At 72.0% G+C, this 21062-nt stretch carries 14 protein-coding genes and 1 pseudogene; 8 read left to right on the forward strand and 7 right to left on the reverse strand.

The annotated features are described in order from the left end of the window. Positions 1 to 88 precede the first annotated feature (88 nt). A complete protein-coding gene (locus AC07GB_RS12185) occupies positions 89 to 3427 on the forward strand; it encodes a hypothetical protein (RefSeq protein WP_478844230.1) in 3339 nt (1112 codons plus the stop codon). Between the two features lie 162 nt (positions 3428 to 3589). On the opposite strand, the gene AC07GB_RS12190 is transcribed toward AC07GB_RS12185, so the two are convergent. Then, on the reverse strand, positions 3590 to 4447 hold the full coding sequence (locus tag AC07GB_RS12190; RefSeq protein WP_478844232.1) for a hypothetical protein: 858 nt from the start codon (positions 4445 to 4447) through the stop codon (positions 3590 to 3592). 478 nt (positions 4448 to 4925) lie between these two features. Further along, positions 4926 to 5201, reverse strand: a complete 276-nt coding sequence (locus AC07GB_RS12195) for a hypothetical protein (protein WP_478844234.1) — start codon at positions 5199 to 5201, stop codon at positions 4926 to 4928. Between the two features lie 97 nt (positions 5202 to 5298). Between AC07GB_RS12195 and AC07GB_RS12200 the strand changes: the two genes are divergently transcribed. Continuing rightward, the gene (locus AC07GB_RS12200; RefSeq protein WP_478844236.1) at positions 5299 to 6204 is read left to right on the forward strand and encodes an oxygenase MpaB family protein; all 906 of its coding nucleotides are present in this window, start codon (positions 5299 to 5301) and stop codon (positions 6202 to 6204) included. On the opposite strand, the gene AC07GB_RS12205 is transcribed toward AC07GB_RS12200, so the two are convergent. Further along, on the reverse strand, positions 6193 to 6714 hold the full coding sequence (locus AC07GB_RS12205; protein ID WP_478844238.1) for a PadR family transcriptional regulator: 522 nt from the start codon (positions 6712 to 6714) through the stop codon (positions 6193 to 6195). The two genes, AC07GB_RS12200 and AC07GB_RS12205, sit on opposite strands and share 12 nt — an antisense overlap. Positions 6715 to 6852: 138 nt before the next feature. Between AC07GB_RS12205 and AC07GB_RS12210 the strand changes: the two genes are divergently transcribed. Next, positions 6853 to 7608: an alpha/beta fold hydrolase gene (locus tag AC07GB_RS12210; RefSeq protein ID WP_478844318.1), complete on the forward strand. Its 756-nt coding sequence runs from the start codon at positions 6853 to 6855 to the stop codon at positions 7606 to 7608. 28 nt (positions 7609 to 7636) lie between these two features. On the opposite strand, the gene AC07GB_RS12215 is transcribed toward AC07GB_RS12210, so the two are convergent. Further along, positions 7637 to 8236 (reverse strand): class I SAM-dependent methyltransferase, encoded by a 600-nt coding sequence (locus AC07GB_RS12215; protein WP_478844240.1) that lies wholly within the window; start codon positions 8234 to 8236, stop codon positions 7637 to 7639. 184 nt (positions 8237 to 8420) lie between these two features. Between AC07GB_RS12215 and AC07GB_RS12220 the strand changes: the two genes are divergently transcribed. Beyond that, the gene (locus tag AC07GB_RS12220; protein WP_478844242.1) at positions 8421 to 9674 is read left to right on the forward strand and encodes an MFS transporter; all 1254 of its coding nucleotides are present in this window, start codon (positions 8421 to 8423) and stop codon (positions 9672 to 9674) included. A gap of 13 nt (positions 9675 to 9687) precedes the next feature. Here the strand turns inward: AC07GB_RS12220 and sbnA are convergent, their stop codons facing one another. The 3 genes and pseudogenes from sbnA to AC07GB_RS12235 all read right to left on the reverse strand — a co-directional run. After that, entirely contained in the window at positions 9688 to 10794 is a 1107-nt protein-coding gene (gene sbnA, locus AC07GB_RS12225) for a 2,3-diaminopropionate biosynthesis protein SbnA (protein ID WP_478844244.1), read from the reverse strand. A 28-nt stretch (positions 10795 to 10822) separates the two neighbouring features. After that, positions 10823 to 11866 carry a 2,3-diaminopropionate biosynthesis protein SbnB gene (gene sbnB / locus AC07GB_RS12230; RefSeq protein WP_478844246.1) on the reverse strand — a complete coding sequence of 348 codons (1044 nt, stop codon included), beginning with the start codon at positions 11864 to 11866 and terminating at the stop codon, positions 10823 to 10825. A gap of 147 nt (positions 11867 to 12013) precedes the next feature. Beyond that, a pseudogene (locus AC07GB_RS12235) lies at positions 12014 to 12760 on the reverse strand (TauD/TfdA family dioxygenase); the annotation flags it as partial. Positions 12761 to 12775: 15 nt separating this feature from the next. Between AC07GB_RS12235 and AC07GB_RS12240 the strand changes: the two are divergent. The 4 genes from AC07GB_RS12240 to AC07GB_RS12255 all read left to right on the forward strand — a co-directional run bounded on the left by AC07GB_RS12240 (position 12776) and on the right by AC07GB_RS12255 (position 21023). Further along, on the forward strand, positions 12776 to 18094 hold the full coding sequence (locus AC07GB_RS12240) for a non-ribosomal peptide synthetase (protein ID WP_478844248.1): 5319 nt from the start codon (positions 12776 to 12778) through the stop codon (positions 18092 to 18094). A gap of 43 nt (positions 18095 to 18137) precedes the next feature. Further along, a complete protein-coding gene (locus AC07GB_RS12245; protein WP_478844250.1) occupies positions 18138 to 19457 on the forward strand; it encodes a cysteate synthase in 1320 nt (439 codons plus the stop codon). Further along, positions 19454 to 20020, forward strand: coding sequence for a cysteine dioxygenase family protein (locus AC07GB_RS12250; RefSeq protein WP_478844252.1), 567 nt, complete (start codon positions 19454 to 19456; stop codon positions 20018 to 20020). The genes AC07GB_RS12245 and AC07GB_RS12250 overlap by 4 nt, the downstream gene beginning before the upstream one ends. 169 nt (positions 20021 to 20189) lie before the next feature. Next, positions 20190 to 21023 carry an MHYT domain-containing protein gene (locus AC07GB_RS12255; protein WP_478844254.1) on the forward strand — a complete coding sequence of 278 codons (834 nt, stop codon included), beginning with the start codon at positions 20190 to 20192 and terminating at the stop codon, positions 21021 to 21023. Positions 21024 to 21062 lie beyond the last annotated feature (39 nt).

Consider the following 21062-nt stretch of genomic DNA (forward strand, 5'->3'; position numbering starts at 1 on the left):
GACGCACTCTGCCCAGCCCCGGCCCGCCGCTCCCCAGCCCGCTCTCGCGCCCTTGACGCCGGCCTGGCTGAGGGCTCACTTCGACTCGTTGCCCTACCCGGCACGCACCAGCGCGCTCGCGCGCTACGCCCGTACCCTCGCCCCGGACGCGTACGACTCCCTGCGCCGCGCCCTCGAGGCTGGCACCCCTGACGACCGGCACACCGCACTCTTCCTCGCAGTCGCCCGCCGCGACCTCGACACCGTCGCCGACGCTCTGAACGATCCGCTGTTGCGCCGGCGCGCCCTGGCGGCGGCCATCCGGCTGCCCATCGCCGACGAGGCCTTGGAGCAGCTCGGGCTGAGTCCCGTGAGTGCGGCTCGGCGCAAGACGTACCGTGTCCTGCGATTCAGCCGTCGCTCCGCCCTCGCGGCCCGTCTCCTGCCCGCCGTGCACCAGCAGTACGGCGCCCGGGACGCCGCTCTGCTACTGCCCGCATGCCCCACGGAAACCGTCGCCGACTGGCTGCCCAGGCTCGACCCGCCTCAAGGAGTGCTCCACACATTGGCCCGCACGGCGCCTCTGGCCGTCGCGGGCCTGCTCGCCTCCCGTTCCAGGGGCACCCCTGGTAACCACCGTCGCTTCACGGGCGGCGACCGCACGCTGGCGAGCCTCGCCGTGCGGCGGGACCGGGAAGCCGCCCTGCTCCTGCTCGACCAAGCCCCCGACCTGCTGTCCGGCTCCGCGGCCCGTCACTTGCTGCGGTGGCCTGACCGGGTGCTGGAGATCCTGCGCGCCGCGCCGCCCAGGGAGGACGGTACGCCGCGCGAACTCCCCCTGTCGCAGGGGCCATTGCCGCCCGCCGTGCGCCGCGCCCTGCGAGCGCTTCCACCTGATGGCCTGGTGGAGCTTGCCCGGCGTTGTCCGCCGACGCCCGCCCACCCCAGTCGTTGCAGTCGCGTGGACGTCTCCCCGGATGGCCTGTTGGCGCTGCTCCCCGCGCCGGAGCGAGGCCACCTGCTCAGGCAACGGACCGGACGGGCGCGCGCCATCCGCAGCATCCCTCTGGCCACGCTCGCGGCCCTGTCTTCGGCCGACCGCGCGCGACTGGTGGGCCCGTGGGTGGAGCGTTGGTCGAGCCGTGAGTGGATGGTGTGCCGGCTCGCGCCCGCGTTGCCGCTCGCTCAGGGTGAACCGCTGCTGCGCGCCCTCGCCGAAGGGCATCGTGTCCACTCACGGGCCCTGGCCTGGCCCGCGCTCCTCGCGTGTGCCGAACTCGAAGGCATCCCCCGAGAGTTCGCCCGGATCGCCGTTGACTGCGAGCGGGCGTGGCACGATCAGGACGCGGTACGCCGTGCCGCCTTGGAGCAGTTGTCCGGGGTTCCGGGACGGCTCCTGGCGGCCCTCCCTGACCGTGTGCTGCGTGATGCGGCGCTGACCAGCGTGCAGTCCCGCGACTCGACTCTCGGCACGTTGCGTGCGGTCGACAGGCTGTTGCGTCGTGCTGTTCACGGCGCGGCTTCGCGGGGGAGGGTGGGCCGTGCTGCCTACGCCGCGGAGTTGCTGTGCCATGTCGTCAGTGACCCGCGCCTCACGCCGTCGACGCGCCCCCTGCACCTCGACGCGGCGACAGCGCAAGCCATGTGGCATGCCGCAGCGCCAGAGACACGCGCGCGTGCCGACCTCCACGTCCCCCTCGCCGAACTCCTGGCACCTCACCTGGATGCCCTGCCCGACCTCGACGCCCTGGTGCGCCGGACCGCGCTGGAGGACGACGACCCGCAGAGCGCGTCGCGTGCGGCGGCTGCCTGGGTGGCGCCGGGGCCGCTGCGGGAGAGGCGCTGTGCCGAACTGATCGGCGTCGACGCCTCGTTCGCGACACTGCCGCGGGTCATGGAGGTGCTCGCCACCCGGCGCACCGACCTCCTGAGCCCCGTCCTCGCCGCCGCTCCAGGGGGCCTGGCCGGCCGCGTGCGTCCCCGGGCCGTGGCGTGGGCTCCCCGGCTGCGCTCCGGTGTCCGAGGCCGCTGGCTGCCCGCGCAGCGCCACGCCTGGGAAGCGCACCACGCGGGGGTGGCCCAAGACCCGCACGCCCCGCTGCGCGCCCGTGCCGACGCGGCCGCTCAGCTGCATGACCCGAGTCTGCTCATCGGGCTCGCCGACACCGCCCCCCAGCCGGTCGCCGCTGCCGCGCTGGGAGCGCTGGGGCCGGCCGTCGAGCCACTCCTGGCCGAACGGCACACGGGCCGCCGCACGGCGGCGACCGGCAGCGAACCCGTCCTCGACGCGTTGCTGCGTCATGCCGCGGCGGGCGGCGCCCGCGGACGCGCCGCCATGGGCGCTCTGCGGAGCCTCCTCAAGGCCCTGCCCGAGCGGGACGCCCTCAGGCTGCTCACTCCTGTCGCGCACGCGGCGGACGCACCCGTGGGCTCCCGCAAGGAAGCCGCCCGAGCGCTGGCCGAACTGCCCGGGGACGTGGCCCATGACACGCTGGTGTCCGCCTGGGACGCGCCACGACAACACCGGGACGTGCGTGCCGTCCTGGCGCTCGCCCTCGTGGCCGCCATCGACCGCCCCGGAATCGCCGATCGGCTGCTGCCGGGTGCCACCGAACCCGCCGTTCGCGAGGCCATCATCCACACGCGCGGAGGGCCCGTCAGGCACTTCACGGCGCAGGCCTACCGCGCGTTCCTGATCCGCCTGCTGCGGGAAGCGGACGAGGAAACCGCCGTCGCCGCGTGCCGGGTACTGCCCGCCTGGTGCGCGCCGGACAGTGACGAGGGGCTGCGAGCGGTGGTCGCCATGGTCGTCGACCCCGCGCGAAGCCGTCGAGAGTGGAGCGCGGCGGCACGGCTGATGATGGGGTTTCCCCTCGGCCAGTCAGGGCCGCGTGTCCTCGCCGACGCGTTCCGCGAGCTGCGACGGCGGGGGCACGGGCGAACCGGCCATCCTGAGAGGCAGGACGCCGTGCGCCGTCTTGCGGGCCTTGCCGCCGCCCTGCCGCAGGTCCTGGACGCGGCCGCGGAGACCCTGACCGTCGCCGACGAACTCGCCACGGCCCTGGGCGCTGTGGGACTGCGACGCGAGACGGCCGTTCTCCTGTGGGAGACCTGCCTGGCAGCGCTGCGGCACGGCCGATGTGACCGCGAACGCTGGGAAAGGCTGTTCGTCCTGGTCGAGGAACGGCCTGAACGTCTCGCCCTCGGGCGCGAGCCGTATCTGGACCTCGACGCCCCCCGCGCCAGGGACGCGCTGCTCGCCGCCGCCCGACTGGTGAGGGAACGCGGCACTCCGATATCGGGGCTGATGGCCCTCACGTTGGTGAGCGTCGGCGGAAGAGTGACTTCTTGGGACGAGACCTGGCGGGAGGAACTCACGGCTCTGCGACGCCATGAAGACCGCGACACGGCGACCGCCGCGCTCCTCCTGGGCACCAAAACGCACTGACTGGGTGCCAGGGGCCACACACTGCCTGGGCGCCAGGGGGGAGACCCTGGCTGGGTACCGGGAGAAAGACGCTGACTGGGCACCAGAAGGCACTGATCCGCCATCCCAGGGCGCGCGGGCTCCGCCACGCCCAGGAAACCCGCGGCCAGGGAACCGCCCCTCCTAGGAGGGCCGCACCGCCATCCCGTCGAGCGCCGCGAGCAGACCGGGCAGTTCGGGGCCGCGCCCCACCGGAAGCACCTCGCCCGGCTCCTCGTCGAGCAGGACGAACGCGATGTCGTCGGTCCTGGCGACCATGGACCAGCCAGGGCCGTCGGCACGCAGCGTACGGGCCTCCCCGGAGGCGAACGACGAGCGGACCCGCCCCAGGGGCGGAGGGGTCTCCACGTAGGCACGTACTTCCGCGAGGACGCGTCGTACGCCCGTCAGCGGCTCGGGGTCCGCGGCCTCGGCGGCGCCCGCCTGGGAGCCGCCCTGAGGCTGCCCGGCCCCGGTCCCGGCCTCGCCGCCGGTCGCGAAGTCGGCGTCGTCGATCTGCTCACGCCAGGCGGCCCACTGGAGGGCGATCTCGTCGGCGCCCAGGCGCCGCTGCGCAGGCCCCCAGCCGTGCGACTCCGGCGGCGACAGGGGAGTGCGGTGCGGCTGACCGGGTTCGGGCTCGGGATCGTGCGGCGCGGGCACGCCCGGCGCGGCCACCGCCACCGCGAGCGGCCAGCCCGGCAGCGCCTCGACCACCGTGCGCTCGTCCGGCGACAGGTCGTACTCCATCCCGCAGTCCCAGGAGGCGATCGCGACGGCGACGAGCGACACGTCGTCGGTCACGACCGTCCACCGCGCGCCGGAGCCGTCCTGGCCGAGCACCAAGCCGTACCCGGCGGCCACCGGCGGCAGCCCGAGGGCCGCACACGCCTCCGGATAGTCGTCACCGAGCACGCTGGGGAACTTCGCGGGCGTCAGCAGCACCGCGGTGAGCACGTACAGCGCGTCGTCATCGGCGGCGGCGTCGTCCGTTCCGGCCATGCAGGCCTCCCATCACTGCCCACTCGTGTCTCCGACGGCGCACCATAACCACTGGCCCCAGGCGCCGTCGAGGGGCGGTGACCAGGAAAATCCGCTCGTGCGCCGGAGCCGGTGCCCTCTACGCTGCTTGTCATGTCTCGGGTCAGTTCACACTTCGTGTGTCTCGCGTGCCGCGTGTCGTACAAGAAGCCGGCCGACCACGCGCGCGTGCGCCACGACGTCTGCCCGCGGTGCGGCGACACGCTGCTCGACGCGGGCTCCGCGCTCGCCGTACCCAAGCGCCGGGATCTCGCCGCCTGGCGCGCCCTGTCGGCGCTCCTGAGGGCGGGCGTGCGCTTCCGCACGGACTGCTGCGGGTGCGGCCCCGGCTACCGCCCTCGCACGCCGCGTGAGGTCCGTGACCGACTCGCCCACGCCGCCGAGACCGGGATCCCGCTCGGACAGGCGCTCGTCTGCCCCGACCCCACCCACACCGACGTCAGGCGGACGGCAGGCCGAGGAGGGTACGCGCCACGGCCCCCGGCGACTCGTCGTGCTCCCGCGCGAGGGCGATGACCGCCCGGCAGGCCAATTCACTCACTCCGAAGGACAGCGCTTCCGGCGAGACCCAGCCGACGGCCTCGTCGATCTGCTCCTGGTCGTCGTCGGCGCAGGCCGCCACGTAGACGGCTGCGGCTTCGAAGAGATTGTGGGTGCGCTTGTCGTCGCCCAACGCCGTATCCACCCTCCACAGCTTGCGGATCCTGTCGAACATTCAGGTCACCTTCCCCCGTGCGGACGCGCCGCTGGGTGCTCATTCTCCTTACCCCAAAGTAAAGTTGAAGGCTCGGCGGCAGAAGGGGAACCCTGCGGTGAAGCGCTACGAGCGGCTCCAGCACATCCGGCGCCTCCACCCGGAGAAGGACTTCCTGGAGATCTACCGACTCTCGGCGACCTACGAGTTCCCCTGGGACCACACGCGCGCGCTGGAGCTCGCGCTGTACCGCACTTACGCGGTGCCGAGCATCGGCGCCCTCCTGGCCCGGACGGCGGAGTTCACCACCCGTCCGCAGAAGCGGTACGACGACACGGCACTGCTCCTCGACGCCGTCGTCGAGCACGGCTTCGACAGCGACAAGGGACGCACGGCCATCCATCGCATCAACCAGATGCACCGCAGCTACGACATCAGTAACGACGACATGCGCTACGTGCTGTCCACGTTCGTCGTGATGCCCAAGCGGTGGATCGACACCTACGGATGGCGCAGGCTGTCACGGCACGAGATGGCCGCCTCAGCGGTGTACTACCGCACTCTGGGCCGGCACATGGGCATCAAAGAGATCCCCGGTTCCTACGAAGAGTTCGCCCAGTGCCTCGACACCTACGAAGAGGCCCATTTCGGATGGGACGAAGGAGGGCGCAGCGTCTCCGACGCGACTCTGGAGCTGATGATCTCCTGGTATCCGCGTCCGCTCGCGCCCCTCCTGCGCGCGGCGACCCTGGCGCTGCTCGACGAGCCGCTCCTGCGGGCCTTCCGTTACGAGGCGCCTTCCGCCATGACGCGTGGACTGACCCGGCGCGCGGTGCGGCTGCGCGGCCGAGCGGTCCGCATCTTGCCGCCGCGTACGTCCCCGCACTACGCACGGCAGAACTGGGAGATCAAGGGCTACGCCGACGGCTACCGGCTCGACGCCCTCGGCACCTTTCCGGTGCCCGGTGTGCGCGGCTGCCCCGTGCGGCACGTGGAGGCGTCCGCGGCGGGCTCAACCGAGTGACGCGAGGGTCTTGCGCAGCCAGGTCAGCTCGGCGCGGCTCGTGGCCCGCGCGATGGTGAGGATGCCCTGCCGGAACGGGTCGTCCAGTTCCTCCGCGCTCAGCGGCCGGTCGCCGTCGTAGAAGAAGCTGGCCGGTTCCTGGAGGAAGGCGAGGCGCCGCCGCAACACCGCGGCCTGGGCGTCGGCGTCCTCCAGGTGCCGCAGGAAGGCGAGCACGGTGAACCAGCGGTTCTCGTCCGTGATGTCCGCCCGCGCGGGCTCGGCCAGGCGCCGGCGCAGCTCGCCCCTGCCGTCCGCGGTGAGGCTCAGGACGTGGCGCGGCGCGGCCACGGCGCCGGGCTGTGTCTCGCGGGCCAGCAGACCCGCCTTCTCGAGCCGCTTGATGGCCGGGTACAGCGTGCTCTCCGCGACCGGGCGGACGTGCCCCGTCAGGGCGGTGATGCGCTTGCGCAGTTCGTAGCCGTGCAGCGGGCAGTCGTACAGGAATCCAAGGATGGACAGCTCCAGCATGCCCGCATTCTGCCGCACTCACGGAGTACATCGGTTCCGTAGTACTACGTGGACGATGTATGGTGCGGGAGACGCGGGACGAAGCCGCGGAACACGACATCCGGCGGACACGGCATCCAGGGGGAGCGGGACATGACGATGCGCGACGCGCGGTTCGACGCGGAGGGCAGCCGGATCCGGTGGACGGAGTTCGAAGGCGCGGGGCCCGCGCGCGTGTACGTGCACGGTCTCGGCGCGGCTTCGGCTCCCTACCACGCGCACATCGCCGCCCGGCCCGAACTGGCCGGACGCAGGTCGCTGTTCGTGGACCTGCCCGGACACGGATTGAGCGACCGCCCCAGCGGCTTCGGCTACACCCTGGAGGACCACGCGGACGCGCTGGCCGCGGCGCTGGACGCGGCGGACGTGCGTGACGCGGACCTCGTCGCGCACAGCATGGGCGGCTCCGTGGCCATCGTGCTGGCCCACCGCAGGGCCGATCTCGTGGCCCGCCTGGTCCTCACGGAGGCCAATCTCGACCCGTACCCGCCGAAGACAGCGGGCAGCAGCGGAATCGCGGACTACGAAGAGGACGCTTTTGTCGCCGAGGGCCACGCGCGCGTCCTGGAGAAGGTCGGCCCGGGGTGGGCCGCGACCATGCGCCTCACCGATCCGCGTGCTCTGCACCGCAGTGCCACAGGGCTCGTGCGCGGGACACGGCCCACGATGCGCGCGATGCTGATGGGCCTCTCCGTAGAACGCGTCTACGTGCAGGGCGCGTTGAGCGGTGACGTCCCGGGCAGCGACGACCTGGAGGCGTCCGGTGTGCGGATCGTCACCGTGCCGGGCGCCGGGCACAACGTCATGCTGGACAACCCGGCGGCCTTCACCGCGGTGCTGGCGGGGCGCTCCTGAACGACGCCTCCCTGGCGCGCGGAGACAGTCAGCCCTGACGTACGGCAAGGGCGAGGAAGCGGTCGTCCTCGTCGACGTACGACGTTATCCGCCAGCCCGAGCCCGCCAGCAGGGGACGCAGGGTGGCCTCGGCGCGCAGGTCGTCCGGGGTGAGCCGACGGCCTTGGCGGGCCGCCAGGGCCGCGCGCCCGACGGGGTGGAACAGCGCGAGCAGTCCTTCTGGACGCACCACCCGCGCCAACTCCCGCAAGTTCTCCGCCGGGTCGGGCAGGTGCGCGATGAGGCCCGCGCCGAACACCGCGTCGAGCGTCTCCGCGCGCACCGGAAGGCGCGCCACGTCCGCGAGCAGCAACAGGCCGCAGGGCTGTCGGCCTGCCCGTACGGCGGCCTCCAGCATGGCCGGAGTCAGGTCGGCTCCCAGGACCGCCCCCGAGGGCCCCACGGCGTCCCTCAGGGCAGGCAGGGCGCGGCCCGTGCCGCACCCGGCGTCCAGGACGCGGGCACCCGGCCTCAGGCGGAGTTCGGCCACGGCGGCACGGTAGGCGGGGCCGTCGTCGGGGAAGCGGCTGTCCCAGTCGGCGGCGCGTGCCGCGAAGAACTCCTGGACGCGTGTGTGGTCGTCGGTCATGGCCTCATGATTCCGCATGCCTCAGGAGGGGGGGCGCGCATCGGGTCTCACGGGGCGGTCGGCCCCCGGGTGAGCCCCGCGGCACGCGCGCGTCCTGTGCGCGTTCTCCGAGGTCACGAGGTGTGACTCCGAGTGAGAGTCACTTTTGTTCATAAATGATCATGTTTGCTAAGGTCTGGGCCTCATGACGCCGCAGAAGCGTGACTACGCCAAACTCTGGTTGGCCTCCGGAACTTCAGCCTTGGGAGACGGGGTCACCCTGGCCGCGGGCCCGCTCCTGATGGCGACCCTCACCGACGATCCCGCGCTCATCGCGGGCGCCGTCTTCGCGCAGCAACTCCCCTGGCTGATCTTCTCACTCCTCAGCGGCGCCCTCGTCGATCGTGTGGACCGCCGGATCGTGGTGGCCGTCGTCGACGCGGTACGCGGAGTCGTGATTGGCGCGCTGGCCCTCCTCGCCTGGAGCGACCTGCTGAGCGTCCCGGCCGTCTACGGGGCGGTCTTCCTGATGGGCCTTGGCTCGACGCTCGCGGACAACGCCAGCCAGGCCCTCGTCCCGAGTGTGGTGCCCCCGGAGGACCTCGCCAAGGCCAACGCCTGGCTCTCGGGAGCCCGGATGCTGTGCAGCCAGTTCGCCGGACCGCCCTTGGGCGGGTGGCTCTTCGTCGCGGCGGCCGCGCTTCCGTTCGGCGTCGACGCCGCCACCTTCCTCCTCGCGGCGGGACTCGTGTTCTCCATACGCCCGCGCACCCGCGACGCGGAGCAGGCGGCGGGCCCCGGTCCGGCCCGCTCCTCCATGCGGCGCGACATCGGCGAAGGGTTCCGGTGGCTGTGGAACCACCGCGCCCTGCGGCTGCTCGCCCTCGTCGTCGGACTCATGAACATCACCTTCGGTGGTGCCTTCGCCGCGTACGTGTTGTACGCGCGCGAGCGTCTCGGGCTGACCGAGGTCGGCTACGGGTTCCTGCTGTCGGCCACGGCCGTCGGCGGCGTCGTCGGCACACTGTCGGCCGCGCGTCTGGACGCCCGGTTCGGCGCGGCCCCCCTGTTGCGGGCCGGGCTGCTCGTCGAGACGTGCTCCCACCTCGTGTTCGCCGTGACCCGGTCGCCATGGGTGGCGGCAGTCACGCTGGTCGTCTTCGGGGCCCACGCGACCGTCTGGGGCGTGGTCGCGGACACCTACCGGCAGCGGGCCGCCCCGGCCGGGCTGCTCGGCCGGGTCAACAGCGTGCATCTGCTGTTCAGCATGGGCGGGCTGGCGCTCGGCTCGCTGATCGGCGGTGTCGTCGCCAGGACGTTCGGCATCGTCGCGCCGTTCTGGGTGGGATTCGGGGCGATGGCCGTGGTCGTCGTCCTCGCATGGGGTGCCATGACGCCGTCCGTGTTCGCGGCCCCGGCGGAAGAGCCCGCCCCGGCGAGAACCACCCTCCCGTCCTGAACCCCGCGACGGCTCAGGAGCCCCGTGCCGGCTCCTGGGGCCGTACGGGCCGCTCGACGGGGCGTACGGGCTGTCCGGGCTGTTCGATGGACTGCACAGGCTGCATGGGCTGCACGGGCTGCACGGGCTGCTCGATGGGCTGTACGGGCTGCTCGACCGGCTCACCCCAGCCCTGCGGCGAGCCGAAGTGGCGCTCCACCCACGCGGGGTCGTACACGGAGTCGACATAGCGCTCGCCCTGATCGGGGGCGAGCGCCACGGCAGTGAGGGCGGGGGCGTCCCCGCGCGCGGCCAGCCAGCGCAGCGCACCGCTGACCACCGTGCCCGTCGACCCACCGAACAGGAAACCCTGCCGCGCCATCGCATGACAGCTGTCGACGGTGTCCCGCTCGGGCACCATCACCACGTCGTCCACCAGGCTCGCGTCGAGCAGCGGAGGCCGCACCCCCGCGCCGAGGCCCGGGATCATCCGGGGCAGCGCGGGGCCGCCGAACGTCACCGAGCCGACGCTGTCGACGGCCACGATCGTCACGGGCCTGCCCCGCTCACGGAAGTAACGGGCGCAGCCCATCAGCGTGCCGCCGGTGCCCGCCCCCACGAAGAGGACATCCAGGTCCGGGAACTCGGCCGCGATGGCGGGCGCCGTACTGCGGTAGTGCGCCTGCCAGTTGTTCGGGTTCGCGTACTGGTTGAGCCAGACGTACCGCGCGTCCTCCTCGCACATCCGGTGCACCAGGTCGAGCCGCGCGCCCAGCAGGCCGCGGCTCTCGTCCGCCTGCGTGACCACGCGGACCTCGGCGCCGAGCGACTCCATCAGACGGCGGCTCGCCCGGTTGCACCGGGAGTCCGTGACGCAGACGAAGCCGTATCCCCGATGCGCCGCGATCATGCTCAGCGCGATGCCGAGGTTGCCCGAGGACGACTCGACGATCACGGACCCAGGGGTGAGGACACCGTCCCGCTCGGCCGCCGACACCATCTCGAGGGCCGCCTTGAGCTTGATGGAGCCCGCGAGGTTGAAACCCTCGCACTTGAGGTGGAGCGGCACCCCGAAGACCGATTTGAGACTCACGAACACGTCATCCGCGTTGATCTCGTAGGGGGCTGAGACAACCGGCACTTCATCACCCCTTTCGTTCGGGCACCGACTAGGCGCCGGTACGTCCGTAGCGGTCGAGTTCGTGGAAGAAGCCCTCCACGACTCCGAGCCGTCCCGCCTCCCGCAGCCGGTCGTGGACGTGCCTGCCGAGAGCGATGTCGAGGACACCCAGGCCGAACGGGGAGAAGATCACCGGGCGGTCCGTCGGGACCGCGACCCGGCCCTCCAGGACGTCGTACAGGGTGCCGTCGATGAAGTCGCGGTTCCCCTGGCGCTGTTCGGTCAGGTGGACGGAGGTGTCGGCCTTCAGGCAGTGCTCCACGTCGTCGACGAAGTTCGCCGAGGCCAGCACCACCTCGGGGGCCACGTCCCGCAGTGACACGTTGAGCACCAGCGGGTTGTGCGCGAACCACGCCGGGTCGTGGACGTGCGGCGTCGCCGCGACGGTGGCGAAGACCACCAGGTCGCTGCCCCGGATGACGTCCTCGGCGGTACGGCCGACGACGGCCCGGGCACTGTCCGGGCGGCCGTTCACGTACTGCGCGAACGCCGCCGCGTGGTCGTCGGACAGGTCGTGGACGCCCACCTCGTCGAAGGTCCAGCCGGTGGCCTCGAAGTAGTGGTGGATGTAGCGGGCGATGAGCCCGGTGCCGACGAAACCGATACGGCGGGGCCGCTCACCCGGGCTGAGCCGGCCGGCTGCCAGGACCGCCGAAGCCGCGGTCCTGGAGGCGCTGATGATCGAGCTCTCCAGACACGCGAACGGGTAGCCGGTGTCGTGGTCGTTGAGCACCAGGACCGCGGACGCGCGGGGGATGCCGGACGCGACGTTGTCGGGGAAGCTGGAAATCCACTTCAGGCCGTCCGTCGGCCGCTCGCCGCCCACGGACGCGGGCAGCGCGATGATTCGCGACTTCGGCCGGTCCGGGAACCGCAGGAAGTACGACGGGGGATTGACCGTGGAGTTGCGGCCGTGCAGCCGGTAGACCTCCTCGACGAGATCCACCACCTGCTTCTCGCCGCCGGTGAGCACCTGGGCGACCTGCTCGCCGGTGATCACGGCGAATGACGGCACGACGGGCTCGTGGGACAAGGCTGACTCCAACCGTGAGGGATGCGTGGGCTTGGGGGACTGCTGGGTGTGCGGCGAGGCGCTTGGGCGACGTATGCGCGCGTGGTGCCGCCGTGGCGGTCGGAAGCGGCCGGGGCGGGACGGTGGCGCGCAGCCCCGGCCCCGGTGTCAGGACCGCGCCGTACCGGAGAAGGCCGGCAGCGTCACAGGGTCGCCGAGGACGACCGCGACCTCACGGGAGCCCTCGTACGGCTCCCGGCTGTGCGCCATCCGCAGGTTGTCGACGATCATGAGGTCCCCGGTCCGCCACGGCTCGCGGAGCGTGTGCTTCTCGTACGCCTCGTTGATGGCGAGCACGGTGGTCTCCTCGATGGCCGCGCCGCCGCCGTAGCGGGTGTTGAAGGGCAGGCCGTCGTCGCCGAACTCGAACTTCAGGTACTCGCGGACGGCCGGGTCGAGCGTCCACTCGCTGAGGAACGAGACCTGGTTGAACCAGGCCCGGCGGCCCGACACCGGGTGGCGCAGCAGGGCCGCGGAGCGCTGGCGCGTGCGCAGGCCGCCGTCGCCGGACCAGTGGGTCTCGATGCCTCGGGCCGCGCAGTACGCGTCCACGGCCGCACGGTCCCCGGTGCCGAAAGCCCCCGCGAGGCTGATGCCGGTGAGGTCGGTGTAGGTGCGGTCCAGGAGCCAGCCCTCGTTCTCGAACCGCTCCACGAGGGCGGCGGGCAGCGCCTCCAGCACCGCGTGGGAGTCCGCGACGGCCGTCACGCCACCGGAGGAGGGCGCCGACAGGCACGCGAACATCAGGGTTCCCGGCACCTCCCGGGCATAGCTCAGCTCGTGGTGCATGCACATCGGCTGCTCGGCGGGCCACTCCGACTGGGCGGCCACTCTCTGCTTGCGGTTCGTTTGGTGGGTCGTGTGCGGTCGGTGTTGGGTGTTGAGGTCGGGGTGCGGGCGGTGTTTGAGGCGCCGTCTGTGGGTTTGCTGGTGGAGCGGTTGGAGGGTGCTGAGCGGGCGCGCCTTGCGTTGTCGGCGCGGGTGCGTCCGGAGTTGGTGCCGTTGTCGTTCGCGCAGCAGCGGTTGTGGTTCCTGGGTGAGCTGGAGGGCCCGAACGCCACCTACAACATTCCCGCGGGTATCCGTTTGCGCGGGGAGTTGGATGTGGAGGCGTTGCGGGCGGCGCTGAATGATGTGGTGGCGCGGCATGAGGTGCTGCGCACGGTGTTCCCGATGGTCGACGGCACGCCGCGGCAGCAGGTGTTGGATGTTGGTTCGATGGGTTGTGAGCTGAGGGTTGTGGACGTTTCGCCGGATGAGGTGGGGGAGGTGTTGGCTGAGGCGGCGGGTTGTGTGTTTGACCTGTCGGTGGATGTTCCGCTGCGTGCGTGGCTGTGTGCCACGGGTCCGCGGGAGCATGTGTTGATGCTGGTGTTGCATCACGTGGCGGGTGATGGCTGGTCGATGGCGCCGTTGGCTCGTGATGTGTCGGTGGCGTACGCGGCCCGTGCTGGGGGGCGGGTGCCGGAATGGGCGCCGTTGCCGGTGCAGTACGCGGACTACGCCTTGTGGCAGCGGGAGTTGCTCGGTGAGGAGAGCGATCCGGAGAGCGTGATGTCACGCCAGCTGGCGTACTGGCGTCAGACGCTGGCCGACGTACCGGACGAGCTGGTACTGCCCGTCGACCGGCCGCGCCCTGCCGTCGCGTCACACCGTGGCGGCATCGTGGACCTCGGGGTGAATCCGGACGTCCATGCCCGACTTCTGGACGTCGCGCGGGCGCACGGCGTGACCCTGTTCATGGTGTTGCAAGCGGGCATGGCGGCACTGCTGAGCCGCTTGGGCGCGGGCCGGGACATCCCGTTCGGTGTTCCGGTGGCGGGTCGTTCGGATGAGGCGCTGGAGGACCTGGTCGGGTTCTTCGTGAACACGCTGGTCATCCGCACGGACGTGAGCGGCGACCCGACCTTCGCCGAGCTGCTGGAGCGGGTCCGGGAGACGGGCCTGGGAGCGTACGCCCATCAGGACATCCCCTTCGAGCGCCTCGTGGAGGAACTGGCCCCCACGCGGTCCATGGCACGCCACCCCCTCTTCCAGATCATGCTGGCCCTCCAGAACAACGCCCAGGCGGACCTCGACTTCCCCGGGCTTCAGGCCGAGGCCGTCCCCGCGGGCCACGTCTCGGCCAAGTTCGACCTGGAGATCGGCCTCAGCGAGCGGTACGGCCCCGCGGGCGAGCCCACCGGCCTGCACGGCAGCATCATCTACGCCACGGACCTGTTCGACCGCGCGACGGCCGAGTGGATGGCCAAGCTGTACGCCAGGGTCCTGGACGCCGTGACCACCGACACCTCGACACCGCTCAGCCGCGTGGAGATCCTGGAGGAGACCGAGCGCAAGACGATCCTCGAGACGTGGAACGACACCGAGCACCGCACCCCCGTACGGAACCTCCCCGACCTGTTGCAGCACCAGGCGGAACACACCCCTGACGCGGTCGCCGTACTCTTCCAGGACGTCGACGCCGCCCCCGGGCACGACCGCGACGAACTCACCTACGCACACCTGCACGCCAGGGCCAACCGCCTCGCCCGGTTGCTCATGACGCGCGGCGTGGGGCCGGAGACGCTCGTCGCCGTCTGCATGGAACGCTCACCGGACCTGGTCGTCACGCTGCTCGCGGTCCTGAAGGCCGGTGGCGCGTACGTACCGATCGACCCGGAGTACCCGGCCGACCGCATCGCCCACGTCCTGGACGACGCGCGGCCCGCCGTCGTCCTCACCAGCCGTGCCACCGACGCGGCCCTGGAGACCGGCAACGGCGCCGACCGGATCGTGATCGACACCCCGCAGACCGCGTCCGCGCTGGGCGGACTGGACGCCGGGGCGATCGACGACAAGGAGCGCACCTCCGCACTGCTGCCGTCCCACCCCGCGTACGTCATCTACACCTCCGGTTCCACGGGACGCCCCAAGGGCGTCGCCGTTCCGCACCGCGCCGTGACGAACTTCCTCGCGGCGATGGGCGACCGCTGCCCGCTGGACGCCGGGGACCGCCTCCTCGCGGTCACCACCGTGGCCTTCGACATCCACGTCCTCGAGCTGTACCTGCCGCTGCTCACCGGCGCGTCCGTGGCGGTCGCGCCGCGTACCGCGGTACGCGACCCGCGACTGCTCGCGGCCCTCGCCCAACGCCTCGACATCACGGTCATGCAGGCCACGCCGACGCTGTGGCAGGCCCTGCTCGACGAGGACGCCACAGCCATGAAGGGCGCGCGCGCCCTGGTGGGCGGCGAGGCGCTGCCGTCCGCCCTCGCCGACCGGATGCTGGCGACCACCGAACAGGTCACGAACCTGTACGGCCCCACAGAGGCGACCGTATGGGCGACCACCGCGCGGCTGACCGCGGGCGACCAGGATTCCGCGCCGTCGATCGGGCGCCCCTTGTGGAACACCCGGGCGTACGTCCTCGACGACAGGATGCAGCCGGTGCCCGCGGGCGTCGCGGGCGAGCTGTACCTGGCCGGGGAGCAACTGGCGCGCGGCTACCTGGGCCGCCCGGAACTGACGGCGGAACGCTTCGTCGCCTGCCCGTTCGGGGCGCCCGGCGAGCCCATGTACCGCACGGGCGACCTCGTACGCTGGAGCGCCGACGGAAGCCTGGAGTACCTCACCCGCGTCGACGACCAGGTCAAGATCCGTGGGTTCCGCATCGAGCTGGGCGAGATCGAGGCCGGGCTCACGGCCCACGCCGAGGTGGCCCAGGCCGCCGTGGTCGCCCGCGACGACGCGCACGGCTCGCGGCAACTCGTCGCCTACGTAGTCCCCGGTTCCCGCGCGGAGGAACGCGACCAGGAGCGCGAGGACCGTCAGGTCGAGGACTGGCAGAGCGTGTACGACTCCCTGTACCGGGACATGGCACCGGACGACGGGACCGAACTGGGCGAGAACTTCGACGTCTGGATCAGCGTCTACGACGGCAGCCGCATCCCGGAGAGCCACCTCCAGGAGTGGCGGTCCGTCATCGTGGACCGCATCCTCGACCTGGAACCCCGCCGCATCCTCGAACTCGGCGTCGGCAACGGCCCGCTCCTGGCCCGCGTCGCGCCCGGCTGCGAGGAGTACTGGGGCACCGACGTCTCGGCCGAGGCGATCGAGGTGCTGCGCCGAGGAGTGGAGCAGCGGCCGGAGCTGCGCGACCGGGTCCACCTGCGCGCGCAGGGAGCCGACGTCACCGACGGCCTGCCGCGTGACTACTTCGACACCATCGTGCTCAACTCCGTCGTCCAGTACTTCCCGAACACGGAGTACCTCCTGGAGGTCCTGCGCAACGCCGTGGACCTCCTCGCCCCGGGCGGCCGGATCTTCGTCGGTGACGTGCGGAACCTGCGTCTGCACCGCTACCTGTCCACCGCGGTCACGCTGCGCAGGCATGAGCCGGACAGCGGGGCGGACGCGCTGCGCCGGGCGGTCGACCACATGGTCATGAGCGAACAGGAACTGCTCGTCGACCCCGACTTCTTCCCCGCGCTGTGTGCCGCGTCGCAGGAGCTGGAGCACGCCGACATCCTGGTCAAGCGAGGCGTGCACCACCACGAGATGTCCCGGCACCGCTACGACGTGGTCCTGCACAAGAAGTCCTCCGCCCGGCCCTCCGCCCGGCCCGCGGCAGACGCCGAGGAGACGACACTGCGCTGGGGCACGGACGTGACCGACCTCGAGGGCCTCGCCGGCCGGCTGAGCGCCGACCGGAGCGCTGCGCTCCGCGTGACCCGCGTGCCTCATCGAGGCCTCGCCGGTGAGATCGCCGCGCTGCGCCTCCTCGACGCGGGCGAGCCCGTGGACACGGCGCTCGCCGCACTCGGGAACGACGGATCCGCGGCCGGGGCACTGGACGCCGAGGACCTCCACCTGCTGGGCGAGCGCCTCGGCCGCCGGACCACGGTCACCTGGACCGGGACCGCCGACGACGGCTCCATGGACGCCGTCTTCACGGCACCGGAGCCCGGGGCCCGGCGACCGGGCGGACCCGCCGACGCGTACCGGCCCGCGGGACCCACCCGGTCCGACCTCTCCTCGTACACCAACAACCCCGTGGCCAGGAGCCGGAGCGGAGCCGCCCTGACCGGCGCGCTGCGCGACCACCTGCGCGACCGGCTGCCCGAGTACATGGTGCCCGCGGCCTTCGTGGTCCTCGACGCCCTGCCGCAGACGGCCAACGGCAAGCTGGACCGGCGAGCCCTGCCCGCGCCCGACCACGCCCCGGGCGCGCTGGGCCGGGCCCCCGCCTCGGTGCAGGAAGAGGTCCTGTGCGGCGTCTTCGCCGAGGTCCTGGGGCTGCCCCAAGTCGGTGTCGACGGCAACTTCTTCGAGCTGGGCGGCCACTCCCTCCTCGGCGTGCGCCTCGCCGACCGGATCCGGTCCGTGCTGGGCGTCGAGATCGGCATCCGTGACCTGTTCGAGGCGCCGACCCCCGAAGCGCTGGCCGCCCGCCTCGCGGACGCCGGCATGACCCAGGAAGCGCTCGGGGGCCTCCTCCCGATCCGCGCCAAGGGCAGCAGGCCGCCGTACTTCTGCGTCCACCCGGCGGGCGGGGCCGGCTGGTGCTACGTCCCGCTGACCCGCCACATGCCCCAGGACCAGCCCTTGTACGCGCTCCAGGCCCGCGGCCTCGGCCCGGCGCCGGAGGAACTGCCGTCCTCGCTGCGGGACATGGCGGCGGACTACGTCGCACAGATCCGCGCGGTCCAGGAGACGGGGCCCTACCACCTCATCGGCTGGTCCTTCGGCGGGATCGTCGCGCACGAGATGGCCGTACTGCTCCGCGCCGACGGCCACGAGGTCGCCTCCCTGGTGATCATGGACGCCTATCCGATGCCGGAGGAGGAGAACGCCGACGACAGCACCGAGCCGGTGGACCTCACGGAGGTCGTGGTGCAGGGCGCCGGACGGTTCGGCGCCGAGCTGTCACCGGAGGAGATCGACCGCTTCGCCCGGGTCATCGACAACAATGCGCGCATCCAGCGCGCCCACGTGCCAGGCGTCTTCGACGGCGACGCGCTTCTCGTCGTGGCGGCCGACGACCGCGAGGAGAGCGGCGCCGACGCCGGACTGTGGGCCCCCTACGTCACCGGCACGACGGCCGAGACCGAAGTGCCCTGCCGCCACGACGACATGGCACACCCGGACATGCTGCGACGGGTCTGGGACGCCGTGACAGAGCACGCGCGCCCGGCCCAGGGGCAGTGAACCCGCCATCCCACGGAATTGGAATAGAGTGAGAAAATCAGAGATGCGCCATTATTCTCTGTTCTGTCCGGTATGCGGACTGAAGCAGGTGGATGACGGGCTGACGCTGTCCTGCGCCGACGACCACGCGTCGGCGCTGTTGCGGACGGAGTACGAGGCGCGGACGTTCGAGCCGCTCCCGGACGACGACGGGATCTTCCGGTACCGCCCGTGGCTTCCGGTCGTCCGCACCTTCACCGGTGCCGGACGCACCACGGTGCTGCGCAGCGAGCGGCTGTGCCGCTTCCTCGGCCTGCCCGGCCTCCGCGTCGCCTTCAACGGCTACTGGCCGGAGCGCGGCGGATTCCTGGAGACCGGGACCTTCAAGGAACTGGAGGCGTACACGGTCCTCGGCCGCATGCCGGAGAACGCGCCGGTCCTCGTCGTCGCGTCCGCGGGCAACACCGCGGCCGCCTTCGCCGCCGTCTGCTCCCGGTACGCCGTGCCGTGCCTCCTGATCATTCCCGAGACGGGCCTCGAACGGCTCAAGCTGCGCGAGGACCTGCACCCCGCGGTGCGCCTCGTCGTCGTGGAGGACGCCGACTACGCGGACGCGATCGCCCTCTCCGAAGAGGCCGCGAAATGGCCCGGCTTCGTCCTGGAGGGAGGCGTGCGCAACGTCGCCCGCCGCGACGGCCTGGGCACCGTGATGTACGCGGCGGTGGAAGAGACGGGCGAGCTGCCCGAGTTCTACTTCCAGGCGGTCGGCAGCGCCGCCGGCGCCATCGCCGTGCACGAGGCCGCCGAGCGGGTGCGGGAGACGACGTCCGCGCCCACCGCGGCCCCGCCCCGGCTCGTCCTCTCACAGAACGCCGGGTTCGCGCCCATCCACGAGGCCTGGCAGGGCCGAACGCGGGCCTTCACCCCCACGGAGAAGTCCCTCCAGGACGTGTTCGCGGACGAGCTGACCAACAGACGGCCGCCCTATGCCGTGCACTCCGGCGTGTTCGACGTGCTCACCGAGAGCGGCGGCGATGTGGTCACCGTCGACAGGAAGGCCGCCGTGGCGGCCCGGGAGGTCTTCCGCGACCTGGAGTCGATCGACCTCGAACCGGCCGCCGCGGTCGCCGCGGCGTCGCTCTTCACCGCGGTCACGGAAGGCAGGGTTCCGCGGGATGCCTCCGTCCTTCTGAACGTCACCGGCGGCGGCCGGGCACGGCTTGCCCGCGACCACGTGCTGCGCCAGGCCGAGCCTCATCTGCGGGTGCGGGTGGACGGATCCCACGACGCGGCTCTCGACTCCATCAGGGCGCTGTTCGACACCGACACCGCTGACGCCGCCGATGCCGCCGACGCCGGCTTCGTGGGGAGTGAGCGCCGGTGAGGGTGGCGCTCACCGCCCGCATGGCGGAGATGGTGTCCGCGCTGCGGGACCGGATAGGTGGCGAGGCGCTGGCCGACGGCACGGACCCGGAGCCGTGGACCACCGCCGGGAACGTCCTGGCCTCGTTCCTCGACGACCCCGGCCTGCTGACTGCGGAGCAGTGGGAAGCCGACCCGCACGCCTACCGTCAGCACCTGCTGCACGCCGAACCGGACGGTTCCTTCTCCGTGGTGGCGCTGGTCTGGCTGCCGGGCCAGGAGACCCCGGTCCACGACCACGTGGCCTGGTGCGTGGTGGGCGTCCACCGCGGCGAGGAGGTCGAGGAGCACTTCCGGGTCGCCACCGACGACCACGGCCCCCACCTGGTCCGGGTGGCCCACAGTGTGAACGCCGAAGGGTCGATCACCTCCGTCTGTCCGCCGGGCGACATCCACCTCGTACGCAACGGAACGAGCGACAAGGTGGTGTCCCTGCACATCTACGGAGCGAACGTCGCGGCGCGGGGGACGAGCATCAGGCGCTCCTACGACTTGCCGGTGCGTGACCTTCCGGTAGGCGTCTGACACCGGGGTACCGGGTCGGTTCCCCGACCCGGTACCTCCTCAAGGGGGAACCACGGCGCGCACGTTCGAGCGCGGCGCGATCGTTCAGGGACATCTCCGCGTCAGATAGCAGTAGCTTTCGAACTGCGCCCCCGCCGCGCGCCCCCCGCGGGACTAGCGTCCCTGCGTCATGGGACACCTGGACCACGCCTCCTTCGGCTGGCTGACGCCCGTGCTGTCGTACGTCATGGCGTGCGTCGGTGCCGCGCTCGGCCTGCGCTGCACCGTGCGCGCCCTGGACACCACGGGACGCTCGCGGCGCAACTGGCTCCTCACCGCGGCCTCGGCGATCGGCACCGGCATCTGGACGATGCACTTCGTGGCGATGCTCGGCTTCGGAGTGAGCGGTACGCAGATCCGCTACGACGTGCCGCTGACCCTCCTGAGCCTGCTCGTCGCCATGGCCGTCGTCGGCGCCGGGGTCTTCGCCGTCGGCTACGGCCGCGACCGCGGGCGCTCGCTGGCCCTCGGGGGCCTCACCACGGGGCTCGGCGTCGCGAGCATGCACTACCTGGGCATGGCCGCGCTGCGCCTGCACGGCGACGTCACCTGCGACCCGGTCCTCGTCGCCCTGTCCGTGGTGATCGCCGTGGTCGCGGCGACCGCTGCCCTCTGGGCGGCGCTGAACATCAAGTCGACGCTCGCGGTGGCCGTCGCCTCACTCGTCATGGGCGGCGCGGTCAGCAGCATGCACTACACCGGCATGCTGGCCGTGAGCGTACGTGTCACCCCTTCCGGGGCGGGACTGCCCGGGGCCACGACGATGCAGTTCATCTTCCCCCTCGCCGTGGGCCTGGGCTCCTATCTGTTCCTGACCTCGGCGTTCGTCGCACTGTCCCCCAGCGCGGGCGAACGCGCGGCCTCCGCGTCGGCCCAGCGCCCCGCCGCACGTCCCCATGAGCATCCCCTCGAACGTCCCGTTGAGCGCCCCGTTGAGCGCCCCGTGGGACGCACTGCTCCCTAGCGGCACATACGAGACGGCGACGAGCGGGCGCCACGCGCC

Source organism: Streptomyces sp. NPDC045778, assembly GCF_056431945.1.

Bases quoted from the DNA above. Each gene is read 5' to 3' on its own strand.
- AC07GB_RS12190 (WP_478844232.1), bottom strand. From the start codon at position 4,447: ATGGCCGGAACGGACGACGCCGCCGCCGATGACGACGCGCTGTACGTG.
- AC07GB_RS12255 (WP_478844254.1), top strand. From the start codon at position 20,190: ATGGGACACCTGGACCACGCCTCCTTCGGCTGGCTGACGCCCGTGCTG.
- AC07GB_RS12215 (WP_478844240.1), bottom strand. From the start codon at position 8,236: ATGACCGACGACCACACACGCGTCCAGGAGTTCTTCGCGGCACGCGCC.
- AC07GB_RS12205 (WP_478844238.1), bottom strand. From the start codon at position 6,714: ATGCTGGAGCTGTCCATCCTTGGATTCCTGTACGACTGCCCGCTGCAC.
- AC07GB_RS12210 (WP_478844318.1), top strand. From the start codon at position 6,853: ATGCGCGACGCGCGGTTCGACGCGGAGGGCAGCCGGATCCGGTGGACG.
- AC07GB_RS12220 (WP_478844242.1), top strand. From the start codon at position 8,421: ATGACGCCGCAGAAGCGTGACTACGCCAAACTCTGGTTGGCCTCCGGA.
- AC07GB_RS12195 (WP_478844234.1), bottom strand. From the start codon at position 5,201: ATGTTCGACAGGATCCGCAAGCTGTGGAGGGTGGATACGGCGTTGGGC.
- AC07GB_RS12245 (WP_478844250.1), top strand. From the start codon at position 18,138: ATGCGCCATTATTCTCTGTTCTGTCCGGTATGCGGACTGAAGCAGGTG.